We start from the raw sequence: 16,011 nt of genomic DNA, 5'->3' as shown, positions 1-16,011 counted from the left end.
AAGGCACGCGCGGCGAAATACGGGCGGGCGTGAGAAATACGACGAGGCTAGGCTAGGGGCATGAGTTTTTTGCCGCCTGCCTCGCGTTCGATTTCCCGGGTACTTTCCGCTGCTCTCGGCGCTACTTTTTCGACGCCGGCGCCCCACACCGGCGCAACTGCCTCCGCGCGGGCCAATTCCGGTGCTACCACCTCCGCAACTACTCCCGCGGTCTCCGTAACGAATTCCGTGCCGGCGGCAACCACCTCCGCGCCAGCGGCAGCAAATGCAGTGACCTGGGAACGTTGCCGGGCCGATGCGGCCGCACTAGATCTTGGCGGCGCGCCGCGGGTGTGCATTGTGCTCGTGGATGGTTTGGGGTTTGAGAACCTGCAAGCCCGGCTCGGCTATGCCCCGAATTTGCGGGGGTGGGAGCATCTTTCCCCGCTCTATTCGACTATCCCTTCCACTACCGCGGCGGCGCTTACCACTATTGGTACCGGCACTTTGCCGGGCGCTACTTCCATGCTTTCTTATGCTTTGCGTTCCCCGCGCACCGGCCGCAGTTTCAGCTTGTTGAGCTGGCAGGATGCGGGTTATGAGCCGGAAGAGTGGCAACCGGTGCCGGGCGTGGCAGAGCTTTTGGAACCAGCCGAGCGTGAGCGCGTAGCAATTATTCAGGATCGGCGGTTTGCTAATTCGCCGCTCACGCGTGCGGCGTGGAAAGGTATGCGGCATGTGGGGGCGGATGGTTTGGATGCTCGGGTGCGCGCGGCCCGCCAGTTTTTTATGCACGACGGCGGAAAAGTTGGCGTGTTTTATTGGTCGGAGGTAGATCATGCCGGCCACGGGGAAGGTTTTGCTTCCGAAGCGTGGACTCATGCTTTAGAAGAACTAGATCGAGGACTTGGGGAACTGCGCCGGGCTTTGCCTTCCGGGACGCGGATTGCGGTGACTGCAGACCACGGCATGGTGGATGTGGGAGAGCGGATTGATATTGCCGCGGTCGCACCTTTACGGGAAGGGATTGCCGTTACTTCGGGAGAAGAGCGGGGCGTGCACGTATATGCCGAACCGGGTGTAGATCCGGCCGCTATTGCGACGCGGTGGCGGGACTATTTAGGAGAGGATGCCGCAGTTTTTACGAAAGCGGAAGCAATCGCGCAAGGCCTGTATGGTCCGCAAGTTACGGAGTTTTCCCGGCAAGTATTGGGTGACGTGATTTCCTACCAGTACGGGGATTTATCCTTGATTGATTCCCGTACGCGCACGCCGGGCCAAAGCTTCATGCGGGGCGTGCACGGCTCGGTCACGGAGCAAGAAATGCTCGTCCCGTGGATCATGAGCGAAGCCTAGGCAGATGCCTGCTGTTGCTTACTTTTTCTTACCGAAAACGATTTCGTCCCAGCTGGGCATTTCTGGCCGGTCCCGCCGGCGCGAAGATTTCTTCGGTTGTTCTTGCGTGCGAACGGCGGCCTGCTGACCGGTTTGTGCCCCGGCGTCTTGCCGGCGCTGGGCAGCCTCTTCATCGCTTCCGGGCGTGGTGGTAGCACTTGCGGCCGTAGCGGGAGCTGCGGTGCTTGCAGCACTTGCCGCGCTAAGTCCGCTTGCCGCGCTAAGTCCGCTTGCCGCGCTAAGTCCGCTTGCCGCGCTAAGTCCGCTTGCCGCGCTAAGTCCGCTTGCCGCGCTACTGCCGCTACCGGCACTAGCTCCGCTCGCTGCGCTGGGCGCACCGGCCGGGCTGTGCCCACTGACCGGGCTGTTTTCGCTTCCGTTAGCACCGGGTGCGTTACTGCCTGTAGCGGCACCGGAACGGGAGAAGAACTTTTGCCGGCTACCGCGAGCTGCGCGCGAACGCAGGCCTTTCCCAGCGCCGTGATGCGATGCCGAAATGGTACTTGGGTGCCGGGCTATGGCATCTGCCCGTGCCGCAGAAGCGGCCGTGGCATCCACCTGGCCAGTAACGGCCGGGATCCCAGTACTGGTAGTAGCGGCGGCAGTTTCGGCGCCGGCCAGGTCAGCGTCGTTTAGGGCAGCATCGCTTAGATCAGCTGTAGCTTCGGTGCCCGCCGCGGCGGTGGCACTATTAGCGCTAGTACTAGTAGCGCTAGCCGTTTCTTGTTGCCCGCGGGGCCGCAAGGGGAGAACTTCCGCGGGGTGCCCGTCGCCTTCGGTGGCATCTTTGGCGTAGAGCTGTTCGGGGGCGCGATGTGCGCCGTCGAACTCATCTGGTGCCACGTCATTATCCGCATCGGGCATGGGGCGGCTGATGCCCCGCTGGCGATCTAAAGAGGCCAACACTTCATCAATAGTGGAGGAAGGTCGCATCCGCCTTTCCGCTTCGGCAGCAAGATTTGCCGCGTTTACATCACCAGTCTCCCAGGAGTAGGCGGGGCTTTGCGCGCCGCCCGGGCTTGCTGCCTGCCCGGAAATCTCGGTGAGTTCTTCTGCGCGGATGCCAGGTACCTCGGGAGCTGGGGGCTGGCCCGGCCCGCCATAAGTAGTGGCGGGAGTGGAAGAAGTTTGCGGGAAAGTGTAAAGCGTGCCGGTATCCACCGGGGGAGTGTTAGCCGGGCGCCACGGACCGGCGTCGGCAGTGAGCGAGGTTTCCGAAAGCCAAGACGCTTCGTCATTGAGCGCTTCGATCCGCCGATTATCTTGGTCAATATTCCACACCGCTTCGCGGTCGATCCCGCCGGAAGTGAAACGAGCATAAAGGACCCACGGGAAGCCGTGTTTGCGAGTAGCGTCCCACTGGATTTCTTCCGGCTGGACACCGCGGGCCAAAAGCCGGGAAGTTACGAGCTCTTCCACGGTGAAGGCCCCCGATTCTTCACTTACCGGATAGGCGCGAGCTTGCCGTGCCGTATAGTCACGCTCCGCTTCGATCGGCCCTGCCAGCGCCGAAACCCGCGAGGGTGGGAGAGCGGAAAGATCAGAAACTTCGTCAATTGTGCGCCCCTCACGAATCAAAGCTTGGATTTCGCGCGGCGTCATTTGCCGGGCCGGTTCAGCTGCCAGCGTTTGCGGAGATTTGTCTTTGCGGAGCATGGCTCGAAGATCATCCGTTACAGGAAGAACGTAACGGTTTCCGTCCTCATCATTAAGAGTGAGGTTTTCCCCGTCTGGCTGTAAACCGAGGAGTTCGAGCTTCTTCATGTCATCCCTTTGTAACTCACGCATTTATCTCATCCAAGACTGCCATTTAACGCCACGAAACTGGCAAATGCTAGGCGGTGTGTTCGCCATATTTAAGTGCTTCTACCCGCCCCAAAGCGCTTCCACCTCCGACCCACGTCCTAGATTTTTCAAAATCCGTTCAGTACCCCAACACTTAACTACCTGTCCCAACACATAACTACCTGTGGCGCTCTCGGGACGGTAACTAAATCCAGGGACCTTGGTACGGGCTACACACGCGATGGCCGTTTGCGGGCGAGCAAAAGGCCGGCAAAAACCTGCTGAACACACGGAAGGAAGCCGTGTGGGTTAGCCCAAAAAGTTTCGCCGGCGAGACATTCGTTTGCATTTCGGGAAAGCGCTGTTACACTGAGCGCGCGATTACGAATTAATGAGGGAACAATGTGGTGCTCGCCGCGTTAAGGTAGCAGACCGAGCGGCGCGTAGCGTGCGCCCTGTTAGAACCCAAGAATGCTACACATGGATGGAGCGTGAATAGCAGATGGCAACTGATTACGATGCACCGCGCAATAAGGATGAGGGCCTGCGCGAAGAATCCCTTCAGCAACTCACCAGCCAATCAGATCAGTCCAGCAATGTTGACGAAGATGAAGTAGAAGCCGCGGAGGGGTTTGAGCTCCCGGGCGCGGATCTTTCCAATGTGGAGCTTTCCGTCAACGTTATCCCCGCGCAAGATGATGAGTTCACCTGCTCGGTGTGCTTCCTAGTTCACCACCGCTCCCAGCTCGACCATATGGAAGATGGTTTGCCGGTGTGCATGGATTGCGCTTTCTAAACTCACCCACGTGCAGGCTAGCGCGCGCTGTGTGGTCCATTGTGTGGTAGCGATGGCGCGCACTACCCAAGTTGGGTAGCGCGGGCCTGGTGCGGTGGCGCGCACTACTGTGTGGCAGCGCGGGCCTGGTGCGGTGGCGCGCACTACTGTGTGGCAGCGCGGGCCTAATCGGAAGGCCCTGCTTGCGGTGGCATACTTGTCGCTAGGCTAGGGCCAAGCGCTTACGAGAAAAGCGTGTGGCCGACCGGAAAGCTTCCGGGCTTACGGGGAAAGCCAAGGTACGTGCGATAGCGTGCAGACCGGTTTCAGTAATGCCTGCAGGTTGCCCGCACGGGCACAGTTGCTGGCAAAGTGAAAGCGCGTTGAGGTTGCACAAGGCAAGGGCTGTGCAATGGTGCAGCAGCGAGGACTGAGGAAGGACGATATGAGGCTTTTTTGGCGCCGGAAGAGGAAGACGGACGAAGCAGCGGAAACAGCGGAGAGCCCGGTTGTAGCCGACAGTCCGGAAGTGGCCGGGCCGGGGCCCTATGATGAGGCAGATGCTCCAGAAAATCCCGATCGGGTGAATGCAGGAAGTCTCTTGTTACCGCCGGTTCCTGGTGCCAAATTACAGTTCTCGGTGGATCGCAATAAGCAGACGGTGCTCGGAGTGGTTTACCAGTTCGAAGATTCCGGTGTGCAATTGCAAGCTTTTGCAGCGCCGAAATCGGCTGGAATTTGGGATTCCGTGCGCGCCGACGTAGCCCAATCGATTGTGGCGCAAGGGGGCCGTTTCACGGAAGTAGAAGGCGAATACGGGAAAGAGTTGCGGGCGATGATGCCCGGGCCAAACGAAAAAACTCGCGTGCCGGTACGGTTCCTCGGTATTGATGGGCCGCGGTGGCTGTTGCGGATTGGCCTGACTGGCAAGGCCGCCCTCAATAACGAGGTGGCCGCCGAAGTTTCCCACAAAGTGCTGGACGACCTCGTCGTCGTGCGCGGTTCGCGCCCGTTACCCGTACGCGAACTAATTCCCTTGCAGCTACCTACTTCTCCCGCGGAAGCCGACGCCGAAGCCGCGACCGAAGCGGCAGGAGGCCAGGGAGCAGGTAATCCGCCCCAGAACTTGCCGGTGCGCGGCCCGGAAATTAGCGAGGTCCGCTAGCAGTGGCGCGTTTGCGCGCAGAAGGTGAAGTTACCGCCATAACCTACCCGGGTGCCGGCCCGAACCCGGCGGTACAAGTACATGTGCATACCACCGCGGGGGTGCCGGTCACCCTGTGTTTTTTGGGACGGCGCGATATACGTTGTATCCAGGTAGGTTCGCGCATTCTTTTCGACGCCGTGCATTCCGCCAACCGCCCGGGCCTGGCCTACAACCCGCGCTACACCGTGCTCGAACAGCCCTCTTAGCAGGGTCCCGGATTCTAATTGCGTGATTCGGCTGCAGGATTGACACCTGCACTCGCACCGGTCCCGGGAGCACCTTGAACGCTGGTGGCACCAGGTGCGGCCGTATCTTCGCTGGCGGGGAGAAACAGGCTTTGCAGTTCGGTTATATCTGCGGCTTCCGGACCGGCGAGGAATAGTACTTGGTCGCCGTCCGCAAACACCAAATCAGGGTCGGCATTAACCGGCACCCCATCACGCACGATCGCATTTACTATTACCCCTGCCGGAAGCACGAGAGAACGCACTGTGCTCCCAATTACCGGGGCGCCTTCTGAAACTGTAACCTGCCACATGGCAGCTCCGGACTGGTGGAAGCTCAACACTTGTGCCAAAGAGCCATCGGCCACTGCGTCTTCTACCAAAGAAGCCATGATTCGCGGGGTCGAAACCGTTACGTCCACACCCCAAGAATCATTAAACAGCCATTCATTGCGCGGATTATTGACGCGGGCAATCACGCGGTCTACCCCAAATTCGGTTTTGGCTAGCAAAGAGACTACGAGGTTAGCTTTGTCGTCCCCGGTTGCGGCTACCACAATATCGGCGTCTCCAGCTCCTGCTTCCGCTAACGCGGGCGGTTCACCGGCATCCGCCAAATGCCACGATGCGTCCGGAACGGAAGAAATCCGCATCGCCGAAGGTTTTTTGTCAATAATCGACACTTCATTACCGGAAGCAGTAAGTTCGCGGGCCACGGAAAGGCCTACCGCTCCGGCGCCCACCACCAAAATTTTCATCGCTTGCTCCTACCAGCCGTGCTTCTGTGCCGCACCCGCAGCATCTTTAACGCCGCTACCTTCCGCCTCGGCCGCATCCGCATTATTCATGAGCACGTGTTGTACCCCGCTGGCACGTTCAGCCGGAACCACAAGTTTCACAATATCGCCGTCTTGAATAATTGTTTCTTCGTTCACCATCAACCCGCGCGAGCCGCGTTGCACATAGCCCACCCGGGCCTGGGTGGCCGCTTCCAAGGCGGCAACCGGCCGGCCATACCAGGAAGGATCAAGATCGGCCTCAATGAGCGAAATCCCGGTTACGGGGTCATTAAACACGCGGTGCGGGCCCAGGGGGATGAGCCGGTGCAACACCTGATCTACCGTCCACCGCACGGTAGGAACGGTGTCAAAACCGAGGCGCTCAAAAACGGCGTCGCGCGAAGGGTCATACACGCGCACCACCGTATTGGTAACCCCGAAGGTTTCCCGTGCCACCCGCGCCGCAATGATATTGGAATTATCACCGGAAGAGACCGCTGCAAAACCCGCCGCTTCCTCAATGGAGGCACGAATTAGCACCTCCTGGTCAAACCCCACCCCGGTCACTTGCTGACCAGGGAAATCTTCCGGCAGTTTGCGGAACGCTTCTGGATCTTGATCAATAATGGCTACTGAATGCCCCATAGATGTGAGTTCGCGAGCCAGGCTAGAGCCGACCCGGCCGCACCCCATAATCACGAAATGCACGCAAACAGACTACCCTGTGCATGTGATGGCACAGCAAACTCGATTCCGCGCGGGCAGCGCTTCCGGGGTAATCGCCCTGGCCGCGCTCGTGGTATTAATCCTGCCCCGAAGCGTGCAAAGATCCGCCACCTACGCCGAACCCGTCCTCGTGGGGATAGCGGGACTCGCCGGCCTGGCAGTCCTTATTGTGGTAGACATCGCGCTAAACAAGATCGCAAAACTCACTCCGGATACGGCCTCACACACGATCGCCTCGCGTTACGTGGCCCCGGCCGCTGGAGTGGTGGTAGCGGCCGTGAAATTCATCGCATATGTGCTCTTAATTGTGCTTGCCGGTGGCACGCTCGCGCTGGTGGTCAATGCGGTGACCCCGTTGGAATTCGACGGCCGGATCATAATCATTCCGGTCACAATTATCTTGGCGGTTCCGGTGATGTTGCGGTGGCGGATCAACTGGCGTTTCACCATAGGTGCTACCGCCCTGGCCCTCACCGTTCTCACGGCTTTGCTGGTGACCGCGCTTATTCAGGAAGCTACCGGTTCGATTAGTTTAAGCACCCTGGTTACGAACCGCGTGGAACGTGGCGGCGAAGTTTCGGTACGCCACCCGGTTTTGCAGACTTTCGTGGTCATGTGTTGCCCGGCCGCGCTAATGTGGCTGTGTGCGGAGCGAGTGACGCCGGGGGCGCGTAATAAACGGGTACCGAGTAGTTTCTTGCGTGCCACTTTTGCTATCGCCACGATCTATATAGTTCTCACGTTTTATGTGGCCGCGCAGTTCGGGATTGCTACCTGGCCGGTGGGTATGCCCACTTTGGTAATGGCGGCCGCGGTCTGGGGGCCGGTAGGCCAGGCGATTGCTGCGGGCGCTTTTGCTTTGCTAGCGGTGGCCTGTGCTTTAGCAGTTTATGATCGCTTGCCGCGCCTGTTACGTAGCCTGGCGATCGACGGTATGTTGGCACGCAGCCTGGCTTCCACGGAAGCGGTTATCCCGCGGCGCGTAGTGGTAGCGGTAGCGGCCGTGCTTGCGGCTTTCCTCGGTAATTTTTTGACGACGACGTACGCCGGCGTGGCCGCTTTCGTTTTTGTCTCGTTTATTGGATTTGGGCTTACCGCACTCGGTATTTTCGTCCGCGGCCGGCGCGTACTGCAAGAATCAGAACGCAAAGACGAACGGCGAGCCGGTTATGAAAGCGTGTGGACTTTCGCTTTGCTAAGCCTGGCCACGGTGGCGTTGCTGGTAATGATCATGATTTTGCAACCGGTGTGGACGGGGCTTTCTCTGGTAGCACTTCTGGTACCAACCGCGCTCATTTTGCTCACCCGGCGCCGCCGCGGCAAAATGTCTGCCCGCTTGGCGCCCCAAGATTTATCTGAAGGCCGGGCGTTACCGGTGCGAATCCACGCCGTCGTTGTAGTTTCTACTTTGGACTTGCCGGCCTTGCGCGCCGTGACCTACGCGCGAGGTTTGCGGGCAGCAAGCTTGACGGCTATTACGGTCGATTTTGACCCGGCCGCTACAGAGCGTTTGCGCAAAGATTGGCAAGAAGCCGATTTGCCGGTGAGTTTGACGGTATTGGGCCGGCCGGCCGGGCCTACCCGCAAGCCGCTCACAGAATACGTGCGGGAGATCTTGCGGCGCCATGATCGCGATGTGGTTATGGTAATTTTGCCGCGCGTGGTTTTGCAAAATGCGTGGCAACGAAATTTCCAGGGCCGCACCACACCCCGGATTTTTAGCGACCTGGCCGGCGAGGCACGGGTAATGTTTGTGCAAGTGCCATATTTACTCGAAGATGGCGGAGAATAAACCCCAAAAAGCTCGGGCGGGAAGGCCGCTCAGGAAAGGCAGAAATGATAGAGGTTGAACTCACAGACGTAGGCCACGGCGGAGTGGCGATCGGGCGTGCCCCGGACGGGCGTGCCGCCATGGTACGTTTCGGCCTTCCCGGTGAAACCGTGAAAGTACACGTGACGGAGGAAAAGAAACGCTACCTGAAAGGTGACGCGTACGAAGTGGTGGGCGATCCTTCCCCGCACCGGGTGGCACACCCGTGGCCGGAAGCAGGCCCGGGAGGCGTAGGCGGAGCCGATTTGGGGCACGTGGAATTTTCCTGGCAACAAGAATGGAAAACCCGGGTTTTGCGTTCCCAAATCCGCCGCATTGGCGGGCAAGAACTAACCGACCATCTCGCCGCGCAAGGAATCGAACCGCGCGTGGAAGCCTTTGCGGGGGATGCCGAATCGCACGGTTGGCATACGCGTACCCGCGTGGATTTGACGGCGGATCGGCGCGGCCGGTTGGGCATGTACCGGGAAGGCACCCATGATGTGATTGCGCTTGCGCAGTTGCCGATTGCGGACCCGCGAATCGTGGAACTTGGTTTGGTGGGCGTAAAAGCCCAGGAGCTGGGTTGGCGTTTCAATGCGGGCACCCGCGTAAAAGCGGTAGCGCCCTCGGCGTCTGCACCGGTAATTGTGGTAGATAAGCGGGTGGTAGATGCCCAGGGCCGCGATACCGAAACTCCTTTCGTCACCGAAAAAGTGGAAATTGCCGGGCATACCTACACTTACCGGGTGCGGGCGGATGGTTTTTGGCAAATCCACCGGGAAGCGGCCCGTGCGGTTAGCGAACTGGTAATCAGCGAGGCGGGCGTGCAAGTGGGAGATCACGTGCTCGAACTTTATGCCGGAGCCGGCCTGTTCACCGCGCCTTTAGCCCGGGCGGTAGCTGGCGGTAGCGCGACGGGCGCAGCAGGAGAAAATGCTGGTGCGGCAGGCGAAAGCGCGGGCGCGGCAGGCGAAAGTGCGGGCGAAGATTTTGCGGACGCGGGAGCGGTGGCAGGAACCGTACGCGGTTTGGAAGGTAATCGTTTGTCCGTGGAAGCGGCACGCGCTAACTTGCGGGATTATCCGCGCGGGCAGGTGTCGACGGCGAAAATCACGCCCCGCTTGATTGAACGGGAAGGGTACGGCACCGATATTTTGATTGCCGATCCGCCGCGTACCGGCCTGGGAATTGACGGTGCCGGGGCAGCCGCGGCTTGCGATGCACGCCGGATCGTACTGATTTCTTGCGATGTGGCCGCCATGGCCCGCGATGTAGCCACGATGGTGGACCAAGGCCGGCGGGTAGTGGCCATGCACTCGCTGGACATGTTCCCAAACACCCACCACTTCGAAGTGGTTACCACCCTCGCGTAACCAGGCAGGGGAGCGGCCGGCGGGAGTAACTGGTACGGGAGCGGCCGGCGGGCGCAACTTTAGGGAAAGCGGCGCCGGCGCTGGGCTCGTACGGTACATCGGCTCGCCCGGATCAGACGTAAGCTGCGGCACCGGGCTAGTTTGGTTTAGGAGAAGGCAGCGGCGATAGCGGGCGCGGCCTGGGCAATTTGCCAGGGCCGCGCTCCCAGATCGGCCAGTTCGTTTTCGAGGCCGCGTTTCTTCCAGCCATACCAGGCCAAAGCTTTTTGGGTGGCCGGCTTGAGCAATACGTCTTGCCGGATGCCCAGTTCTGCGGCCCGGCCGCGCACGGCATCACGCACGAGCACCCAGCGTTCCGCCGCGTGCTCATTGTGCCGGTTCCAATTACCCGGAGAAGTGGGGAAACTACTGGACTGAGGGAGTCGTTTTGGTGGAAGTTCCGATTCGGAAAGCTTCCACGCCCGGGCCACGCCCTCCCAGAGTTTTGCCGCATACTTCTTTTTACTGCCCCGGCGTAGCATCGGCGCATTTCGCACATCAGCCAAAGACCGCGGCCGGCGGGCTGCCAAAGCTCCCAAAGCCTTGTTGGCAAGCACCCGGCCCGGCGCAATATCTGCCTGCCGGGCAATCTCTTCGCGCGCCCGCCATAATTCGCGGGCGATTGCCAAAGTGCGCGGATCGTTAATATTGGCAGACTTAGTAATCTTGCGCCACGGATCCGGGCTGGGTTTCTTGGGCGGAGCCGTGCGTACATGCTCCGATTCCTGGGCGCACCATTCGGTGCGTCCGGCGTCGTCGAGCATCTCCAGCAAACGCTCCCGCAAGGGAATAAGTAACTCTACGTCGAGGGCCGCGTAGGAACGCAGGTCAGCAGAAAGTGGGCGTTGCGACCAATCGGAGTTTGCGTATTCCTTCGCGAGCCGGAAACCGAGCAGGGTTTCGACCATCCACTGTAGGGAAAGACGTTCGAAACCGAGGATCATGCCGGCGATTTCGGTGTCGAAAAGTTTCGGGCAGGCCAGTCCGAGTTCGCGCAGGCAAGGAAGATCTTGGTCGGCGGCATGCAAAATCCACTCGTCGGTGGTCAAAACTTGGGCGAGCGGGCCAAAACGGGTTTCGTTGCCAACCGGGTCGAACAGGAAGCTACCGGCACCGGCGCGGCGAATCTGTACCAGGTAGGCACGCGCGGTATAACGAATACCCATAGCCCGTTCCGCATCGATCGCAAAAGGCCCGGTACCGGCCCGCAAAGCCGCCACCGCTTGCGCGAGCTGCGCCGGAGACTGGGTGAGCGGCGGGATTCCCTCGCGCGGGGCGTCTAGCGGCACCGGATTAGGTACCGGTTCCGGATTGCGGAAATCTTCGACACTGGGCTGCGGGCCACTCACGCTAACTACATGGGCGGTAGGGCCGGTGGTTTGCGGCACACTAGGCTGCGGGGTATTCACGCTAGCCACGCGGGCGGTAGGGCCGGTAGTTTGCGGCACGCTAGGCTCGTTAGTGCCGGAAATGCGTGCCGCGCGGGCCGTGGTATCGGCGGCGCCTGTACCGGAAAGGTTCGTAGTGCGAATGTTCGTGCCTGGGGCGTTTGTGCCGGAAGCGTTCCTGCCAGGAGCGTTCGTGCGGGGAGAGTTCCTGCTCGTTTTAGGCACACCGGATTTACGTGTGCTGTGCCCGCGATTTGGTTCGGAACTGCGAGGCGATGTTTTCAAAATGGTATGTAGCTTTCTGTCCTCAGATTGGTTTTAGCGCGGGCGCAGAAAAACCACGCCTTCGGGAGCAAGCCCGGCAGCGGAGGCAATAAAATCTGCCCACGCGGAAAGGTGCCCGGAAAGGTCAGGATCTTCCGGACTCCAAGAGGCACGTAATTCTAGCTGGTTACTGTCCTCCTGCAGGTCCATGCCACCAAAAGTTTCGTTATAAACCCTGGTCACAGTACCCAATAAACTATGGTACGGAGCTTCGTGTTGGTGTAAAGCGTCGGCTAACCGTTCCCACACCATTTCGCCAAAGAGTGGATCGGTACACATATCTAAATCAATGGGTACCGTTATTTGGCACACGATTCGGCACGGACCATTCCAGCCCGCCTGCCCGTCCGGATCATAAAGGACTATGAAACGTGCACTCCCACGGTAGTATGCGGGATCTGACGCTGTGGATTCGTTTATTTCTGCCCGTAAGGCTACCGCCCAGGGCGCCAGGCCACGCGGTGGAGGAATTTGTGTGACGTGTATCTCTTGCCGGAACACGTGACCGCGAAGGCTTCCCAGCGCCTTGAGGAAGTCATTGGGTGCTTCGATGTGCGACACATTTTTACGATAGCGGCGAGCTACCTCCTTTAGGTCGGGGCGCGCCGGTAGGATGGCGGTATGGTAGCGAGCGCATTTATAGATGTGGATGATTCGACGTTTCTGGCTGCGGCGCAGAAGGCGCAGGTGAACCTTCCGCTCGAACAAATGCCGCAGTGGGATGCTTTTGAAGCGTCTGTGGCCGGGCGCACCCCGTGGAAGCGGTTAGTGTGGACGTGCGACGGCGTAGCTCGTGCCTTTATTTCTTTGACTTCGATGCAGGGGCGGGGCTTTACCTATCTGTGGGCCAAGCATGGCCCGGTGTGGGCGGGGGAGGCCCCCAGCCCGGCTGAAGAGAAAGCTTTCCGCACGCAACTAGTGCGGATCGTGCGCGCGGAATCTCCACATATCGCATTTGTGCGTATGCATATGCTCCACCGCGATACAGATTTACAGCCCTTGTTGCAGTCGGTGACTTTTGATCGCACGATTTTGCTGGATCTGACCCAGGGAGAAGACGCTCTGCTAGCTTCTTTCAAAAAACGGGGGCGGCGCGATGTGCGTAAAGCTTTGCGCAATACCGAGCTGGTAGCGGCGGATGAAACCGCAAAAGCGGGCGATGATTTTGGGGAGCTCTACCAGTTGCTAGTAGAAACCGGGGAGCGCGATTCTTTCGGGATTAACGAGCAAGCCACCTACGAGCGAATGCTGGAAGCGTTAGGGCCTGAACATGCCCGCCTGTACACGGTGCGAATTGCGGGAGAGGCGGTGTGCTGGGGGATTGTGACCAAAACGGACCGCTTGGCCACGTACTACTATGCGGCTTCCTCGGCTGCTGGCCGGCAAGCGGGCGCACCGGATTTGCTGGTGTGGTTCATGGCTTGCGAATTAGCGAAGACCGGCGTGGAAGTATTCGACCTCATGGGGATCGATTCAGATTTGGCACCGCAACTGGTTGGGGTCACGCGGTTCAAAACCAAGTTCTCGGAGGAGATAACGCCGGTAGCTGCCGCTTGGGATGTGCCTGTGCATCGCCGTCTCTACCAGGCTTTGCAGGTAGCTTTGCGGGCCAAGCGCGGGGTGAGTGCGCGCCTGCGGCAAACCCGCGAACACGTTTCCGCGGGTTTGCAACGCCTGCGCCGGAAGGCCCCGGAAGAATAAACCCGTTTACCTGGCGTGTGTAGCTGGGCGAAGGGGTAGAAAATGCCGGTGGCGTGTTTTCCGGCGCCGCGAATATAAAGATTTCACGGCGCCGGAAAAGGGTATTTCGAACTTTGGTTTTAGCTCGCGGTGCGGGCGATGGTGGTATTCCATTCGTGTTCGAAAATCAGCTCGTCTTTATCCCAGCAACGCACGTGGGAGGTGACGTAGAAGTTTTCGGCATCGCAAGAAATCGTGGAACGGGTTTTTAGGGATGTTTCCCAATCCATATCGGGGCGGGAGAGCTCCACGATCCATTCTGCTTCCGTGCGGGCCGTGGTTGGATCATCCCAACCGATCCAGTAGCGTTCCACAGCATCTTCGTTATAGTGCAACCCGTCCGGGTAGATACGCGTGCCGCCATACATGGGGTCCACTTGGATAAAGGTTTCCCGTTTGGCAACGTCTTGAGAAATGAGACGTTCGGGCCGGCGCACCCCAGAGCGTCCCGCTTCCGGATATTTCACGTCAGCATTCACCGGTTGCACTGGGCCAGCAAATTTGACGGCACGGTCTGCATCTAAGCGACTTTGTGCCTGCGTATCTCCGGCCGCAGCCAGCGCCGCAAAATCTGGCCGGGCCGGGATTTCCATGCGGGAGGCAGCCAGATCTACCGTGATTCCCGCATTCTGGGCTTGCGGCCAAATCCAGGGCCAATACGCGGTAGAAAGCGCTACTCGCAAAGTGTGCCCGGCAGGGATCGTGTAGCCAATTCCCGTTAGAGGAATTTCTACGCCCACCCACTCGCCGGCCGGGAAATCAACAATTTTCTCCCGGCCTTCCCGGGAAGAAAGATTCAAATTCCCGCGCGTGACCAGAGTGGCCTGCCCGTCCGGAGCCACATCTACCAGGCGCACATACACCTGCCCGCGCGTGGCCTGCGTGGTTAGCCGCAAATGCAGGCGGCAATTCCCCAAGATTTGCAGGTCTTCGGTGAGCGGGAAATCGTAGGTGGTGGAACGGCCGTCGTCGGCACGTTGATCCGTGGGAAGATCCGATTCGTTACCGTACGGGAAAAAGCGCCCCGCGTTTTGCCCCACATCCTGGGGAGATTTTATGTACGAAGTGAGAGGTACCGTGCCGGTAGAACCTGCGTCGGTAGAACCCATGCCAGCAGAATCTGTTGCCGCAGAATCCGTGGCTGCTACCGTGGTAGTTGCGGCGGAAACGTTTCCGGATTTCGGCGCAGCGGCTTGTGCAGGCGGGGTGGTGGCTGGTGCGGCCGGCGCAGCGGTTTGTGCGGGCGGGGTGATTGAGGTGGCATTGGCGAGCGTGAACTCGCGGGTGGTGATTGCCGGGTCTGGGTAGTTATCCATTGCCACCCAGCGGCCCGGTATTTCTTCGTAGTAGGATCGCGGCGGAATGGGATCCATAATCCAGGCTTTGAGTAGTGGTTCTTCCATTACGCCGGTGTCGATGCCCTTGAGCCAGTGGTCCCACCAGCGCAAAGTTTCTCCCAGAAAATCAATATGCGGGCCGGGTTTCAGGTCACGGTCCGGGTATTGGTGCGACCACGGTCCGATCAACCCGCGTACGTTCTTCCCCAAAGCGGAAAGGTTTTCGACCAGCCGCAGCACGGTATCCCGGTACGGGTCAAACCAGCCGCCAACGGCGAGCACTGCCGTATTCAACCGGGAATAGTCTTCGCACACTGATCCGTGTTGCCAAAACTCGTCTCGGGTTTGGTGGCTCATCCAGTTTTCCATATATGGTTCGGCCTTCTCTAACCGGGAAAGCCACTGTTCCCGCCATTTTTCACCCCAGATGCGTTTATCTACCGGGCGGGATTGGAAGGCCAGCATGGTGGCGCCCCACGCAAACATGTCGACGCCGAGCATCGAGCCACCCATGTAGTGGACGTCATTGTCGTACCGGTCGTCAGTGGAACATACCGTCACGATAGCTTTCAAAGGTTCGGGTTGTAGATAGGAAAGCTGGAGGGAGTTGAAACCGCCCCAGGAAATGCCGAACATGCCAACTTTTCCGGTGCACCAGTCTTGGGCGGCGATCCAGTTAATAACATCCACGCCATCCAAGTGTTCTTGCATATCGTATTCTTCGCCGGGCACGCCTTCGGAGTTACCGTGGCCGCGGATATCTACGCGGATGGAAGCATAACCGTGGCCGGCATAGTACGGGTGGCGTTCCGAATCGCGCGGTAACGTCCAATCGGTAGCCCGGTACGGTAAATATTCGAGAATTGCAGGAACCGGTTCCGTAGTTTCAGGCATCCATGCCTTCATAAAAAGACGGGTGCCGTCCGTAACCGGTATCCAGTCTTCAATAACCTTTACCCGGTAGGGAAAATCTTCAGGTTGCAAATACTGCATGGTGTTCCTTTCTGTGCGAGGTTCTGGTGCCTAAACCGGCTGGGGCAGGCTGGTTTTTAGCTAAGGCCAGCTGGTCTGGGGCTGTTTTCTGGGGGACTTAGCTAGTGGGGAGCTAAATACCAATACCCCGGTAA

At 59.4% G+C, this 16,011-nt stretch carries 13 protein-coding genes; 7 read left to right on the top strand and 6 right to left on the bottom strand.

All coding sequences use genetic code 11. The features are described from left to right. The first annotated feature begins 60 nt into the window (after nt 1–60). On the top strand, nt 61–1,335 hold the full coding sequence (locus tag BLT47_RS03980; protein ID WP_083330049.1) for an alkaline phosphatase family protein: 1,275 nt from the start codon (nt 61–63) through the stop codon (nt 1,333–1,335). Between the two features lie 18 nt (nt 1,336–1,353). On the opposite strand, the gene sepH is transcribed toward BLT47_RS03980, so the two are convergent. After that, entirely contained in the window at nt 1,354–3,138 is a 1,785-nt protein-coding gene (gene sepH, locus BLT47_RS03975) for a septation protein SepH (RefSeq protein ID WP_074661892.1), read from the bottom strand. A 523-nt stretch (nt 3,139–3,661) separates the two neighbouring features. On the opposite strand from sepH, the gene BLT47_RS03970 reads away from it, so the two are divergent. The 3 genes from BLT47_RS03970 to BLT47_RS03960 all read left to right on the top strand — a co-directional run bounded on the left by BLT47_RS03970 (nt 3,662) and on the right by BLT47_RS03960 (nt 5,347). Beyond that, entirely contained in the window at nt 3,662–3,955 is a 294-nt protein-coding gene (locus tag BLT47_RS03970) for a DUF4193 domain-containing protein (RefSeq protein WP_049620104.1), read from the top strand. Between the two features lie 424 nt (nt 3,956–4,379). Continuing rightward, nucleotides 4,380–5,099, top strand: coding sequence for a DUF3710 domain-containing protein (locus tag BLT47_RS03965; RefSeq protein ID WP_049620103.1), 720 nt, complete (start codon nt 4,380–4,382; stop codon nt 5,097–5,099). 2 nt (nt 5,100–5,101) lie between these two features. Further along, nucleotides 5,102–5,347: a hypothetical protein gene (locus BLT47_RS03960; RefSeq protein WP_049620102.1), complete on the top strand. Its 246-nt coding sequence runs from the start codon at nt 5,102–5,104 to the stop codon at nt 5,345–5,347. A 14-nt stretch (nt 5,348–5,361) separates the two neighbouring features. Here BLT47_RS03960 and BLT47_RS03955 read toward each other — a convergent pair whose 3' ends face one another. Further along, nucleotides 5,362–6,123, bottom strand: a complete 762-nt coding sequence (locus BLT47_RS03955) for a potassium channel family protein (protein ID WP_074661888.1) — start codon at nt 6,121–6,123, stop codon at nt 5,362–5,364. A gap of 9 nt (nt 6,124–6,132) precedes the next feature. Next, on the bottom strand, nt 6,133–6,852 hold the full coding sequence (locus BLT47_RS03950) for a potassium channel family protein (protein WP_074661885.1): 720 nt from the start codon (nt 6,850–6,852) through the stop codon (nt 6,133–6,135). A gap of 22 nt (nt 6,853–6,874) precedes the next feature. Between BLT47_RS03950 and BLT47_RS03945 the strand changes: the two genes are divergently transcribed. Together BLT47_RS03945 and BLT47_RS03940 are read left to right on the top strand one after the other, a co-directional pair. Continuing rightward, complete coding sequence (locus BLT47_RS03945; protein WP_141670143.1) at nt 6,875–8,662, top strand: APC family permease; 1,788 nt, start codon at nt 6,875–6,877, stop codon at nt 8,660–8,662. 44 nt (nt 8,663–8,706) lie between these two features. Continuing rightward, a complete protein-coding gene (locus BLT47_RS03940; RefSeq protein ID WP_074661882.1) occupies nt 8,707–10,056 on the top strand; it encodes a class I SAM-dependent RNA methyltransferase in 1,350 nt (449 codons plus the stop codon). Nucleotides 10,057–10,202: 146 nt separating this feature from the next. On the opposite strand, the gene BLT47_RS03935 is transcribed toward BLT47_RS03940, so the two are convergent. Both BLT47_RS03935 and BLT47_RS03930 read right to left on the bottom strand, forming a co-directional pair. Continuing rightward, the gene (locus BLT47_RS03935) at nt 10,203–11,543 is read right to left on the bottom strand and encodes an HRDC domain-containing protein (protein WP_256332517.1); all 1,341 of its coding nucleotides are present in this window, start codon (nt 11,541–11,543) and stop codon (nt 10,203–10,205) included. Nucleotides 11,544–11,801: 258 nt separating this feature from the next. Further along, nucleotides 11,802–12,368, bottom strand: a complete 567-nt coding sequence (locus BLT47_RS03930) for a DUF3000 domain-containing protein (protein ID WP_074661879.1) — start codon at nt 12,366–12,368, stop codon at nt 11,802–11,804. 60 nt (nt 12,369–12,428) lie between these two features. Between BLT47_RS03930 and BLT47_RS03925 the strand changes: the two genes are divergently transcribed. Next, nucleotides 12,429–13,508, top strand: coding sequence for a lipid II:glycine glycyltransferase FemX (locus BLT47_RS03925; RefSeq protein ID WP_083330048.1), 1,080 nt, complete (start codon nt 12,429–12,431; stop codon nt 13,506–13,508). A 119-nt stretch (nt 13,509–13,627) separates the two neighbouring features. On the opposite strand, the gene BLT47_RS08920 is transcribed toward BLT47_RS03925, so the two are convergent. Beyond that, nucleotides 13,628–15,877, bottom strand: a complete 2,250-nt coding sequence (locus tag BLT47_RS08920; protein WP_083330047.1) for a CocE/NonD family hydrolase — start codon at nt 15,875–15,877, stop codon at nt 13,628–13,630. Nucleotides 15,878–16,011 lie beyond the last annotated feature (134 nt).

This window comes from Actinobaculum suis (assembly GCF_900102025.1).
Lineage (GTDB): Bacteria > Actinomycetota > Actinomycetes > Actinomycetales > Actinomycetaceae > Actinobaculum > Actinobaculum suis.
This window is presented reverse-complemented; position numbering and strand designations above follow the sequence as displayed.

What these genes read in the sequence shown, in the direction of transcription:
- BLT47_RS03980 (WP_083330049.1), top strand. Translation starts at nt 61, where the DNA reads ATGAGTTTTTTGCCGCCTGCCTCGCGTTCGATTTCCCGGGTACTTTCC.
- sepH (WP_074661892.1), bottom strand. Translation starts at nt 3,138, where the DNA reads ATGAAGAAGCTCGAACTCCTCGGTTTACAGCCAGACGGGGAAAACCTC.
- BLT47_RS03970 (WP_049620104.1), top strand. Translation starts at nt 3,662, where the DNA reads ATGGCAACTGATTACGATGCACCGCGCAATAAGGATGAGGGCCTGCGC.
- BLT47_RS03965 (WP_049620103.1), top strand. Translation starts at nt 4,380, where the DNA reads ATGAGGCTTTTTTGGCGCCGGAAGAGGAAGACGGACGAAGCAGCGGAA.
- BLT47_RS03955 (WP_074661888.1), bottom strand. Translation starts at nt 6,123, where the DNA reads ATGAAAATTTTGGTGGTGGGCGCCGGAGCGGTAGGCCTTTCCGTGGCC.
- BLT47_RS03940 (WP_074661882.1), top strand. Translation starts at nt 8,707, where the DNA reads ATGATAGAGGTTGAACTCACAGACGTAGGCCACGGCGGAGTGGCGATC.
- BLT47_RS03925 (WP_083330048.1), top strand. Translation starts at nt 12,429, where the DNA reads ATGGTAGCGAGCGCATTTATAGATGTGGATGATTCGACGTTTCTGGCT.
- BLT47_RS08920 (WP_083330047.1), bottom strand. Translation starts at nt 15,877, where the DNA reads ATGCAGTATTTGCAACCTGAAGATTTTCCCTACCGGGTAAAGGTTATT.